Genomic DNA, 12,424 nt, shown 5'->3' on the forward strand with positions numbered 1-12,424 from the left:
ATCGCTACAGTGTTTTTTATCAAGTTGGTAATTAATGATGAATTTTCCAGTTTTTGGTCTATATTGGTTAGAGGTGTTTTTTTTATAGCAACATATTGATTTATAATTATCTATGCTACAAAAAGAACATACCGAAACTGAGCGCTGAATAAGGGATTCGTTAGCTATGGGAAGCAAACGTTTAATCGATTCATCCGTTTGTTGTTTACTGTGGATAAATGCAGTAATCCTTTTCTGTTTTAGTAAAAAAATATTAGCGGATGCCATTCACCTATTGATTGGCATAACTAAACGCGGTAAAAAATACCTATCAAAAATTCATCATACAAACCAATCCAACGGGATAACACCTTTATACACGATTGTAATATCTTGCTGTATAACGGGCGGCAGTCGTTCTTTCGATATTTTAAGTTGTAGCGCAAATGTCGGGCAGCATATTGAGGGTAGTTAAAACGAAAAATCAGAACTCAAATGAAGAATCTAACAAGATATGCAGGAGGATGCGCTTAAATTCTGAAATATACTAATTAACTGACATCAAAAGCCTATTTTATCAGTAATAACAAGGGATAACCCTTTACTGATAAGGCAAGTTAGAGGGCTAGCAGTTATAGAGCTAGTAGGTTGTTTTTCTCACTTTCACTTTCTTAACACCATACAGGAGGGCTTATGCAGCTCACCCCAAGAGAAGTTGAAAAACTCATGATCTACACGCTGTCTGATGTGGCGTTCAAACGCAAAGCGCGTGGCTTGAAACTCAATTATCCCGAAGCCGTTTCTATCATCACCGTGACTGCAATGGAAGGGGCCAGAGATGGCAAATCGGTAGAAGATGTCATGAAAGAAGCCAGCAAAGTTCTCACTAAAGATGATGTGATGGACGGGGTAGCTGATCTGATTCCGAATGTTCAGGTTGAGGCAATTTTTACTGACGGTAGCCGGTTGGTCACGGTGCACGATCCTATTAAATAACACCGATGGCAGCATGCGAGTAAAACCTGAACTGATTATTGCAGAGGATTAAAGCATGAGCGCAAAGAAAAGCACTAAAGATAATGCAGAACAGAATACCCCTCTCGGTGGCTGTATTTTAGCTGATACACCGATCACCTTTAATGAAAATAAGCCAGTAACCAAAGTTAAAGTTCGCAATACCGGTGACCGACCCATTCAAGTGGGGTCGCATTTCCACTTCTTCGAAGTTAACCGTGCACTGGAGTTCGACCGTGCTGCGGCTTATGGCAAGAGACTCAATATCTCCTCAACCACCGCAATTCGTTTTGAACCCGGTGATGAAACCGAAGTTCCGCTGATCCCTTTCGGTGGCAAGCAAACACTGTATGGCTTTAACAATCTGGTGGATGGTTGGACCGGCGAAGGCGTGGTGCCTAATAGCGAACGCCCAGATAAGCTAGAGGCTATCCGTCGTGCGGCTGAGCGTGGTTTCAAATCGTCTAAATGACACCTTATCTTAATCAAAATCATCGAAATTCGCATACGTGTAATTAGCTATAACCAATAGATTTCAAGTTTCAGGAAGGCGGCAAACGAGAAAGTCCCGATGAGCTTACACAGGTAAGTGATTCGGGTGAGCGAGAGCAGCTAACACACCTGTAACTTGAAAGATGAAGGTTACACGCACCGAAAAAAAGAAAGGAGCGACAGATGCCTCAAATTTCTCGGCAAGAATACGCGGGTCTATTTGGCCCAACGACTGGCGATAAAATCCGTTTGGGTGACACCAATCTGTTTATCGAAATCGAAAAAGATCTGCGTGGATATGGTGAAGAGTCCGTTTACGGTGGTGGCAAGTCATTGCGTGACGGGATGGGGGCGAATAACCATCTGACCCGTGATAATGGTGTGCTGGATTTAGTGATAACCAACGTCACAATTGTTGATGCTCGCTTAGGGGTAATTAAGGCTGACGTCGGTATTCGCGATGGCAAAATTGCCGGTATCGGTAAAAGTGGTAACCCAGGTGTGATGGATGGGGTGACACCAGGAATGGTGGTCGGTGTCAGTACTGATGCCATTTCAGGTGAGCATTTGATTCTGACCGCCGCCGGTATTGATAGTCATATTCATTTAATCTCCCCACAGCAGGCCTATCATGCGCTGTCCAACGGTGTGGCAACCTTCTTTGGTGGCGGGATTGGCCCAACCGATGGTACCAACGGGACAACTGTGACGCCGGGGCCATGGAATATTCGCCAGATGTTGCGTTCTATCGAAGGTCTGCCTGTCAACGTGGGTATTCTGGGTAAAGGTAACTCCTACGGACGTGGTCCACTGCTGGAACAAGCCATTGCTGGTGTGGTTGGCTATAAAGTCCATGAAGACTGGGGTGCGACCGCCAATGCCCTGCGCCACTCATTGCGCATGGCAGATGAGATGGATATTCAGGTTTCGGTACATACCGACAGTTTGAACGAATGTGGCTATGTGGAAGATACCATTGATGCATTCGAAGGCCGCACTATTCACACCTTCCATACTGAAGGTGCGGGTGGGGGGCATGCACCCGATATTATCCGCGTGGCCAGCCAACCTAACGTGTTGCCAAGCTCAACCAACCCAACGCTACCATACGGTGTCAACAGTCAGGCTGAGTTGTTCGACATGATCATGGTATGTCATAACCTCAATCCAAATGTGCCAGCTGACGTCTCGTTTGCTGAAAGCCGTGTGCGCCCGGAAACCATCGCGGCAGAAAACGTTCTGCACGATATGGGTGTTATCTCCATGTTCTCTAGTGACTCGCAAGCCATGGGGCGCGTCGGGGAAAACTGGCTACGTGTAATGCAAACCGCTAACGCGATGAAAGCATCACGCGGGAAATTACCAGAAGATGCACCGAATAACGATAACTTCCGTGTACTACGTTATGTGGCAAAAATCACCATTAACCCCGCAATTGCACAGGGTGTCAGCCATGTTATCGGCTCAGTCGAAGTAGGTAAAATGGCCGACCTGGTACTGTGGGATCCGCGCTTCTTCGGGGCTAAACCTAAAATGGTTATCAAAGGTGGCATGATCAACTGGGCGGCGATGGGTGACCCGAACGCATCATTACCAACGCCACAACCGGTATTCTATCGCCCAATGTTTGGTGCGATGGGCAAAACCCTGCAAGACACTTGCGTCACCTTTGTTTCCCAAACCGCTCTCGACGATGGCGTGAAAGAGAAAGCTGGGCTGGAACGTCAGGTTATGGCGGTTAAAAACTGCCGTACCATCTCTAAACATGATCTGGTGCGTAATGATCAAACCCCCAATATTGAAGTGGACCCTGAAACCTTTGCGGTGAAAGTGGATGGCGTACATGCCACCTGTGAACCTATCGAAACAGCATCAATGAACCAGCGCTATTTCTTTGGTTAATAGGACGTTTGGACGCTAATCCGTTATTTCAGAATTCAGCTTGCCCGCAGTAAGTATTATTTAGTGCCAAGGAGGGGGCGCGTTTGGATGAATGATACAGAAAAGGATTTCATTACTGTGGGCAAGCTGACACAGGCAAGGAGTCAACAACATGATTTTGATAGAGCACATTCTTGGCAATGTGAAAAAGGATCCGGTTTGGCAGGCGAAACTTAAAAATGCCACTGTTGATCTGTTGGTTTTGGATCAACGGGAAGCGCAAAAAAGCCGCTGCCGTAAATCCACCATGCAGGGGTTGGATCTCGGTATTTCTCTCGACAGGAACGTGGTACTTGCTGATGGTGACGTGCTGACATGGGATGAAGAAAGCAACGTAGCAGTAGTGGTGCAGATCAATTTGCGCGATGTGATGGTGATTGATTTGAGTGAACTGAAAAACCGTTCAGCGGATGAGTTGATTAAAACCTGCTTCGAACTGGGCCACGCATTGGGTAATCAGCATTGGAAAGCGGTGACTAAAAATAATGAGGTGTACGTACCTCTCACGGTTGCTACCACCATGATGGACTCGGTCATGCGAACACATGGCTTCCAGCACTTACCTTTCCGTTTTGTTAAAGGGGCAGAAATTCTGCCATTGCTGACTAACTCTGAAGCACGGCTGTTGTTTGGTGGCGCTGAAGACACTGATACCCATGTTCATGTTGCCAGTCCTCTGGATGAACCCCATGGTTCTGGCTTACATATTCACAGTATTCACTCTCATGGTGAAGGTCATAGCCATAGCCATGACCATGACCACAGTCATGGTGATCATGATAGCGACCATAAACACTGATTGAGGCAGGGAGGCACCGCAATGAATGCATCAGATCTGATTCGTATCATGCAATTTGGTGATTCCGTACTGCCGGTCGGGGCCTTTACGTTTTCCAATGGTGTGGAATCAGCCATTCAAACCGGCGTGGTTCATGACGTGCCCACATTAAAAGGCTTTGTCCTGACGGCGTTAAAGCAGGCTGCGAGCTGTGATGGTATGGGGGTTGTCGCGGCCCATCGGGCCGTAATGGCGGATGATAGTGATGGCATCATCCGTGCTGACTGGGCAGTAAATAATCGTAAGTTAAATGAAGAAAGCCGCTTGATGGCAACCCGAATGGGGAAAAAATTGGCGGAGATGTCTATCCATGTGGTGGAGCACCCGCTGATCAGTTGGTGGCTGGGGCAGATAAAAAGTGGCAATACCGCAGGCACCTATCCGGTGACTCAAGCGGTGGTTATGGCTGCACAAGGGATAAGGCAGCGGGAAGTGGTGGTTATGCATCAATACGGTGTAGCGATGACGATATTAAGTGCGGCTATGCGTTTGATGCGCGTGACCCATTTCGACACCCAGCGCATCTTGTTTGAGTTGAACCATGACATTGAGACGTTCTGTGATATTGCCGAGATAGGTGATATTGACCAGATGTCTTCTTATGTGCCGATTGTGGATGTATTGGCGGCGGTGCATGTGAAAGCACACGTCAGATTATTTAGTAACTAACTGATTAATAAATCGTATTCTGAGTGCTTGGTTTTGTATTAACCGAGTGCAGAGCTAAAGCCAGATCAAAATTAAGAGGATTACCCCGTGAATAGCCATTCAACCGATAAACGCAAAAAGATTACCCGCATTGGTATTGGTGGCCCGGTAGGTTCAGGTAAAACCGCCATCATCGAAGTGATCACCCCGATTCTGATTAAACGGGGGATTAAGCCACTGATTATTACCAATGACATTGTGACAACAGAAGATGCCAAGCAGGTGAAACGTACCCTGAAAGGCATTTTGGATGAAGAGAAAATCCTTGGGGTCGAAACTGGTGCCTGCCCACATACCGCGGTGCGTGAAGACCCAAGCATGAATATTGCCGCAGTAGAAGAGATGGAAGAGCGTTTCCCAGACAGTGACCTGATTATGATTGAAAGTGGTGGTGATAACCTGACACTGACTTTCAGCCCGGCACTGGCTGACTTCTATATCTATGTTATCGATGTGGCTGAAGGGGAAAAAATTCCGCGCAAAAATGGTCCTGGACTGGTTCAGGCAGACATTCTGGTCATCAATAAGATTGATCTTGCCCCCTATGTCGGCGCTAGTTTGGATGTGATGGAAAGTGATACCAAAGTGGTGCGTGGTACGCGCCCTTATATTTTGACTAACTGTAAAACCGGTCAGGGGATTGAAGAGCTGGTGGATATGATTATGCGTGATTTTCTGTTTACTCACGTACAGCCTGAAGGAGCAAATGCATGACATCGCAGAGCCAGAATATCGTGGAGACACCTTCACGGGTTCGCGCTCACGCATTAGGTGTTAACGCGCCGGAATTAGCGAAATATCAGGATGAACCGGTGCAGATGCGTAGCGGGGCCGTAGGGAAAAGTGGTTATCTCAAACTGAGATTTGCCAAACGTGAGCATCGCAGTATTTTGGCCGAAATGGAAAGACGGGTGCCGTCGATGGTACAAAAAGCACTGTACTGGGATGAAGAAATGCCTGAATTACCTTGCGTCACCATGATTTCGACCTCGGGGTGCATTTTACAAGGGGACCGGCTGGCAACCGATATACATGTGGAGGCTGGAGCTTGCGCGCATGTTACCACACAATCGGCCACCAAAGTTCATATGATGAATGCGAACTATGCCTCGCAGATACAGAATTTCACCGTGGAAGAGGGGGGCTATCTGGAGTTTATGCCGGACCCGCTGATCCCACACCGGAATTCACGTTTTATTACTGATACCACTATTAATATTCATCCGACGGCAACCGCAATTTATTCAGAAATACTGATGTCTGGGCGTAAATACCATCATGCCGAAGAACGGTTCGGCTTTGATGTGTATTCGTCGAAAGTGGCGGCCCATGATTTGGCAGGAAAAGAGCTGTTTGTTGAGAAATATGTTCTGGAGCCGAAGTCAGAGAGTCTTGATGCTGTTGGTGTGATGCAAACATTTGATGCTTTCGGCAACGTGATTTTATTAACCCCGAAAGAGCATCATGACCGCATTCTAGCTCGGGTGGCGGCCCATTTTGACATTAAAGCCGGTATCGCCAGTGGGGCAACACGCTTACCTAATGACTGTGGTTTAGTGTTTAAAGCACTGGGTATCGACAGCGGCGGAGTGAAGGCGGAGATTCGCCAGTTCTGGAAGATAGCTCGTGAGGAGATTCTTGGTATCACGCTGCCGGCGCAGTTCTTGTGGCGCTAATACTCAGGCTGGGTAATCAACATTATGGAGGCGAGGCCCAAGGATGGGCGAGTAACGAGAGCAGCTAACACCGCTGCAGCTTCAAGCTAGAAGGGTATTACCCAAATTAATTGGAGTTGCAGCAAGGCAGCAAACGAATGACAAATGGGTTATAAACCATTTTGAACAGCGCATGCGCTGGCCCGAAGGGGGAGCCTCATCAGAGGCTCATAATCCCGATGAGCTTACATCAGTAAGTGATTCGGGTGCGTGAGAGCAGCTAACACCGCTGCAGCTTCAAGCTAGAAGGGTATTACCCAAATTAATTGGAGTTGCAGCAAGGCAGCAAACGAATGAATCCCGATGAGCTTACATCAGTAAGTGATTCGGGTGCGTGAGAGCAGCTAACACCGCTGCAGCTTCAAGTAAGAAGGGTAAAGATAATGAATGCAAAAACAGATAACCAATCTGGCTGGACACAACTGGCCGCTTCGAATGTTTTTATTGAATTTATTGATACAACTCTGCGTGGCTGTGCTCAGGTAATGTTCCAGAATAATCCACTCTCCGGGCTATTCTTTTTTATCGCCATATTTGTCGGTGCTTATGGTGAAGGTAACCCGGCTGTTGCCTATGGCTGTGTGTTAGGTACGGTGGTTGCCACCCTTACCGGTTTAACCATGCGTGACCGTAAATCATGGCGGGCAGGGTTATATGGCTATAATGGGTGCTTGGTTGGCGCGGCTCTCCCGACATTTTTAATGGCAACTCCGGTGGTATGGGCTTGCATTGTGCTGGGCAGTATCGTGTCGGTAATCGCCACCGTGTGTATTGCCGATATTTTAAAAACCTGGAAAGTCGCGGCATTAACTGCTCCCTTCGTGTTCACCACTTGGATGATTCTGCTGGCAAGTTACGCCTTTAGCGGTTTGCACAGTAGCGCATTACCCACACCGGCTTTGCCACATCAATTTATATTGGAATCTGGGAGCATCTTTGGTGGCGGCAATACTTTTGTCAGCATGTTTAACGGTATTTCTCAGGTATTCTTATTCAGTAGTCTGGTCGGGGGGATTCTATTTGTTATCGGATTGGCGGTGGAATCTTTGTGGGCGGCTATTTTTGCCGTTTGTGGTGCGATATTAGCCATCCTCACCGCCGCTTTTCTGGATGCTAATCCCCATGATATTAACGCCGGGCTTTATGCTTTCAGTGCGGTATTGACCGCGATAGCACTGGGCTCGACCTTTAATAAACCCAGTTGGCGTGTTCTGGCTTACACCATTGTGGGGGTTATATTTACCGTATTGGTTCAGGGGGCGCTGAATACCTTATTGTTACCGATTGGTATTCCAACACTGACCATGCCGTTTGTTTTAGCTTCATGGCTGTTCTTGGTTCCGAATAAAGATGTGATGCCAGCACATCGACAATAACTATTCCGCTCTGGACGTTTTGCTCTGAACATTTGATCGCTATACGGCTGAAAATAATCTGGAGTGCGAACATGACGACAGTGACAGAAAAAAGAGTGGCGTTTGGTAATCAGCAAACCAAACGCCACGCCATCTATCTGCTTATCGGTTTGCTGGTAGTTAATGGGTTAGCTTGGGTTTGGGCTTTTACCGAATTTAATGATAATGCAGTACTGATGGGGATGGCTTTTCTGGCATACAGTTTTGGCCTGCGCCATGCTGTTGACGCGGATCATATTGCGGCTATCGATAATGTTACTCGCAAACTTATGCAACAAGGTAAAACGCCGATTGCTGTCGGGACTTTTTTCTCGCTCGGCCACTCTACTATTGTGATATTAGCCTCGCTGGCTATTGCCGCGACGGCGATGGCATTTAAAGATGATATGGCGTGGTTTCATGAAACCGGTGGGTTGATTGGTACGCTGGTGTCATCGGTATTTTTATTACTATTCGCTTTTCTCAATTTAACTATCTTGCTTTCAGTGTATAAAAAATTTAAACAAGTCAAAGCGGGCCATGTTTATCAAGAAGAAGAACTGGATCTTTTAGTCGTCAACAATGGGGGGCTGCTGGCCAGAGTTTTCAGACGCGTATTTAATATGGTCAATAAAAGTTGGCACATGTATCCGGTGGGGTTTTTATTTGGCTTGGGTTTTGATACGGCGACCGAGGTGGGGGTGTTAGGGATTTCTGCCGCCAGTGCTACTCATGGCATGAACTTGTGGTCCATTATGGTATTCCCAATTTTATTTGCAGCGGGTATGGCATTGATCGACTCACTCGATAATTTTGTCATGATTGGTGCCTATGGTTGGGCTTTCTCTAAACCGGTGCGAAAATTGTATTATAATATTACCATTACGGCAGCCTCGGTTATTATCGCTTTCTTTATCGGTGGGATTGAAGCGTTAGGATTGATTGCAGATAAAATGAATTTAACCGGAGGAGTCTGGACCCCGATTAATAATATTAGTGAGAGTTTAGGCGAGATTGGTTACTGGATAATAGGCATGTTTATATTATGCTGGATAATTTCGGCTGTTAATTATTATGTGCGAGGTTATGATAAGTTGAGTGTTAGTCGTTAACTTTACATTCGTCACAAAAACAAGGCGCTAATTAAACATTTAAAGTTAATTAGCGCCTTATCTACTTCGTGACTCTGTGTTTAACGTTGCGCACCTACAAGTTACATATGTTTCTTAGCGAAACCTACAATATCCTGTCTAATTTCAGAAAGTTTACTTTCAGGTGCTTTCTTACATACTTCAACTACCTTCGGTGTCACGACAGTATCAGTTTCTTGCAGATCAACATAATCGCCTTTCTTATATTGAGTATCATCATTCAATACCCAATACACAACCGGAGTAAATGACTTAGGATTCAGATCGAGGAATTCTTTGCAGGTCATATCACTCGGGGTCGTGCCCGTTGCTTTAGTGGTTGTAGATGTTGCTGCAAAGGTTGTTGCGGCAGCGGAAAGCAGTAAACCAGTCAATGCAATATTACGAAGTGATTTGAAGGACATGCTTATTTCCTTATTTATTTGTCAAATATCATTGAATATTTACAAAGTTAAACTAAGGGTGATGTATATCACTCAACTATGGCGACTCAGGACAATGTTCTATTCCTGAGTGCGGCTGTATTATTATATATTAATAGCATTAATGCCAATAATTAAACGTATTATATGATTGGTCATCCAGTATGGATAACTTTACAATGTGTAAAGTGGGCTTTATATATTGTGGGTATAATCTATCCAGGAATGGTAATGAATGTTATTTTACTACTTTGTTTTAATTACATCCCGTGAATATTAGGCAGCTACAAATGAGAGCAAATAACCCACGATTAAATACAACTATTATTTGATTTTTATCAAAAATAATTCTACTTAACCATGATTTTTCTCGTTTTTTATCTATACTTAATTCACCTATAACAATTTTAGTCACTCTATTGATGAAAATATTACAGGAAATTAAGTCTAAAGTTTCGATACCATTTTGCCTCGCTATTCTGGTGGCAATAAATGGATATCTGGTCTTAAGCCCAGTGCTGTTGCGGGCGATATCTCATTCAACCGATGCTGTAAACAATTTCAGTACATGGAAGGAGGCATTAAGTTTTCTTGAATTATTTGAAATTCCTCGATTTATGATCGGTCTGGTATTGATATTGATGGCAATCGCACTTTCGATGAGAACCCGCATTGCATGGTTTTTCACCGTGTTATTGCTGTTTACTATCGTTGCTATCAATCTCTTTATTCTTAAAGATCATAATACGCTGACGACTTATTCTCTTGTGATTATTGTTGCCTTGCTTTTTTATTGGCGCGATTTTGATTATCACAGCCTCGGCAGCGGTACTTTCTTTGCGGTCGTCAGTATTGCATCATTGATCGTCTATAGCATGCTCGGTACGCTCTATATGGGGGATGAGTTTGCTCCGGCCGTTACCGATTTACCTACAGCTTTCTATTTTGCGATCGTTTGTATGTCGACAGTGGGGTTCGGGGATATTATTCCTCATTCTACGCTGGCACGGATGTTTACTCTTACGGTGATTATTTCCGGTATAACGGTCTTTGCTGCTTCAATTTCTTCCATTGCCGGACCGATGATCAGTAATAATATCAAACGTATAGTTAAAGGTAGGATTTCTCACGTGGAACGTAAAAATCATTTTATTATTGTCGGTACCAACTCCCTGGCACTGAATGTCTATAATGGTCTACGTGACCGGGGTGATGAGGTTACTGTGGTTTGCGCCGTCGGTAGCCAGCATGAATTTCCTTCCGATGCAGATATTATCGAGGGCGACCCATCATCGGTTGCGACATTGCAACTGGCGGGTGCGGCTAAAGCAAAATATATTATCGCCTTATGTAACAGTGATGCTGATAATACCTTTACCATTTTAGCGGCCAAAGAAATTGCGGGTGAGTCCACCAAGACGCTGGCATTAGTGAATGAAAGCCAGAATATGAAAAAAGTTAAACGGGTAAATCCTGATATGGTGTTCTCATTGCCGTTGCTTGGCAGTGAACTACTGGTTAGGACTCTGAATGGCGATACCATTAATAACGATCTTATTACGGAAATGTTCTTTGGTAACTGTCAGAAATTAGACTGATCTGGCGAGCTTAATCTGCAGTAGTACACAAAAACACCCTCAGCATTGAGGGTGTTTTATTGTTGGAGAGTATTTATTGGGTAGCTGCATGTGGGTCTTTTGGTTTTTCTTTAGGGCCAACCATCAAACCTAATTCAACCGCGATGAAGCCTATGATCAGGCTGGCGACCAAATAACAGATTGAGACTAAAATTCCGCCAGGGTTCTTCATCATTTCGACCGCACCAAAGACAAAACTGGAAAAGGTTGAAAGACCGCCCATGATCCCGGTTGCGACCATCAAATGCACATATTGGTTAATTTTATCTTTTTTAAATAAAGAGGTAGCCAGCCCTAATAAAAATGCTGCAATAATGTTGGCGACAAAAATATCCATTGGGAAGCCGTCGGCCAGTCGCGGCACGGATAACATAATAAACTCGCGACACATGGCACCAAAAGCACCACCAACAAAGACTAAAATAATAAGATTTAGCATAACATTTCCCTCTGATTAATAAGCCAACCAGGCACCCAATGCCGCTGCCGCCAGACCGACGATGACAGAAATAATTAAATATCCGGCAGCCATTGCTCTACCACGAGCAGTGGCCAGTTTTGCTGCATCCAATTGCATGCTACTAAAGGTGGTATAACCGCCAAGAATACCGGTCAGTACCGCTGCATTGATTAAATCACCATAGCGATCACGCCAGTCAACACTAAAGAGAATACTCAAATATCCAATAACAAATGCACCAGAAATATTAATCAAAAAAGTACCTAGGGGAAAATTACCTTGATATATTTTGCCAATCCTCAGCCCTATCCACCAACGTAAAAGTGATCCGATACCGCCACCAAATCCAACCCACATTACATCGATTGCCGTCATAACAACCCCCTCAATGGTAATTCGTCAGAATAAGAATAATTGTAGTATAAATAAATTACGTGATCGTTCGGATATGGCGAGTTATCGGCCTTAAGTATTATGTTTTATTCGAGTTTAATCAGCGGAACTAATATAAATAAAATGAAGATCGGCGAACAAGATAACCGGAAGTTAATATAGTTCATCCTCTGTATTGTTCTCCAGTGAAACTATATTGCTATTGCTGCCAACGATAGAACTTTATACCGATTGCGTGGGGGGTATCACTTGCAGGGACAAAGGATGGCGTTAAAATAGA

The 12,424-nt window shown here is 44.9% G+C and carries 13 protein-coding genes; 10 read left to right on the forward strand and 3 right to left on the reverse strand.

What is annotated here, in order from left to right; genetic code table 11:
- Window positions 1-672 precede the first annotated feature (672 nt).
- From V1956_RS07615 to V1956_RS07655, 9 genes are all read left to right on the forward strand, one after another.
- Entirely contained in the window at window positions 673-975 is a 303-nt protein-coding gene (locus V1956_RS07615) for an urease subunit gamma (protein WP_002215288.1), read from the forward strand.
- Window positions 976-1,030: 55 nt separating this feature from the next.
- A complete protein-coding gene (locus V1956_RS07620) occupies window positions 1,031-1,465 on the forward strand; it encodes an urease subunit beta (RefSeq protein WP_083163055.1) in 435 nt (144 codons plus the stop codon).
- 203 nt (window positions 1,466-1,668) lie between these two features.
- The gene (locus V1956_RS07625; protein WP_442824978.1) at window positions 1,669-3,387 is read left to right on the forward strand and encodes an urease subunit alpha; all 1,719 of its coding nucleotides are present in this window, start codon (window positions 1,669-1,671) and stop codon (window positions 3,385-3,387) included.
- A gap of 151 nt (window positions 3,388-3,538) precedes the next feature.
- Window positions 3,539-4,225, forward strand: a complete 687-nt coding sequence (gene ureE / locus V1956_RS07630) for an urease accessory protein UreE (RefSeq protein WP_372559716.1) — start codon at window positions 3,539-3,541, stop codon at window positions 4,223-4,225.
- Window positions 4,226-4,246: 21 nt separating this feature from the next.
- Window positions 4,247-4,933, forward strand: a complete 687-nt coding sequence (locus V1956_RS07635; protein ID WP_083163061.1) for an urease accessory protein UreF — start codon at window positions 4,247-4,249, stop codon at window positions 4,931-4,933.
- 87 nt (window positions 4,934-5,020) lie between these two features.
- Window positions 5,021-5,686 carry an urease accessory protein UreG gene (gene ureG, locus V1956_RS07640; protein ID WP_005188826.1) on the forward strand — a complete coding sequence of 222 codons (666 nt, stop codon included), beginning with the start codon at window positions 5,021-5,023 and terminating at the stop codon, window positions 5,684-5,686.
- Window positions 5,683-6,648 (forward strand): urease accessory protein UreD, encoded by a 966-nt coding sequence (locus tag V1956_RS07645; RefSeq protein WP_372559715.1) that lies wholly within the window; start codon window positions 5,683-5,685, stop codon window positions 6,646-6,648. The genes ureG and V1956_RS07645 overlap by 4 nt, the downstream gene beginning before the upstream one ends.
- A 422-nt stretch (window positions 6,649-7,070) precedes the next feature.
- On the forward strand, window positions 7,071-8,063 hold the full coding sequence (gene yut / locus V1956_RS07650; protein ID WP_420075151.1) for an urea transporter: 993 nt from the start codon (window positions 7,071-7,073) through the stop codon (window positions 8,061-8,063).
- Between the two features lie 71 nt (window positions 8,064-8,134).
- Complete coding sequence (locus tag V1956_RS07655) at window positions 8,135-9,193, forward strand: HoxN/HupN/NixA family nickel/cobalt transporter (RefSeq protein WP_442824979.1); 1,059 nt, start codon at window positions 8,135-8,137, stop codon at window positions 9,191-9,193.
- A gap of 101 nt (window positions 9,194-9,294) precedes the next feature.
- On the opposite strand, the gene hdeB is transcribed toward V1956_RS07655, so the two are convergent.
- Complete coding sequence (hdeB, locus tag V1956_RS07660; protein ID WP_372559713.1) at window positions 9,295-9,636, reverse strand: acid-activated periplasmic chaperone HdeB; 342 nt, start codon at window positions 9,634-9,636, stop codon at window positions 9,295-9,297.
- 440 nt (window positions 9,637-10,076) lie between these two features.
- Here hdeB and kch point away from each other — a divergent pair, with 440 nt between their 5' ends.
- Entirely contained in the window at window positions 10,077-11,252 is a 1,176-nt protein-coding gene (kch, locus tag V1956_RS07665; protein ID WP_442824980.1) for a voltage-gated potassium channel protein, read from the forward strand.
- Window positions 11,253-11,325: 73 nt separating this feature from the next.
- Here kch and crcB (V1956_RS07670) read toward each other — a convergent pair whose 3' ends face one another.
- A complete protein-coding gene (gene crcB, locus V1956_RS07670) occupies window positions 11,326-11,730 on the reverse strand; it encodes a fluoride efflux transporter CrcB (RefSeq protein WP_372559712.1) in 405 nt (134 codons plus the stop codon).
- A 15-nt stretch (window positions 11,731-11,745) separates the two neighbouring features.
- Window positions 11,746-12,126, reverse strand: coding sequence for a fluoride efflux transporter CrcB (gene crcB / locus V1956_RS07675; protein ID WP_442824981.1), 381 nt, complete (start codon window positions 12,124-12,126; stop codon window positions 11,746-11,748).
- Between the last annotated feature and the right edge of the window lie 298 nt (window positions 12,127-12,424).

The organism is Yersinia sp. 2540 StPb PI (assembly GCF_052217165.1).
Classification (GTDB): Bacteria; Pseudomonadota; Gammaproteobacteria; order Enterobacterales; family Enterobacteriaceae; genus Yersinia; species Yersinia enterocolitica_E.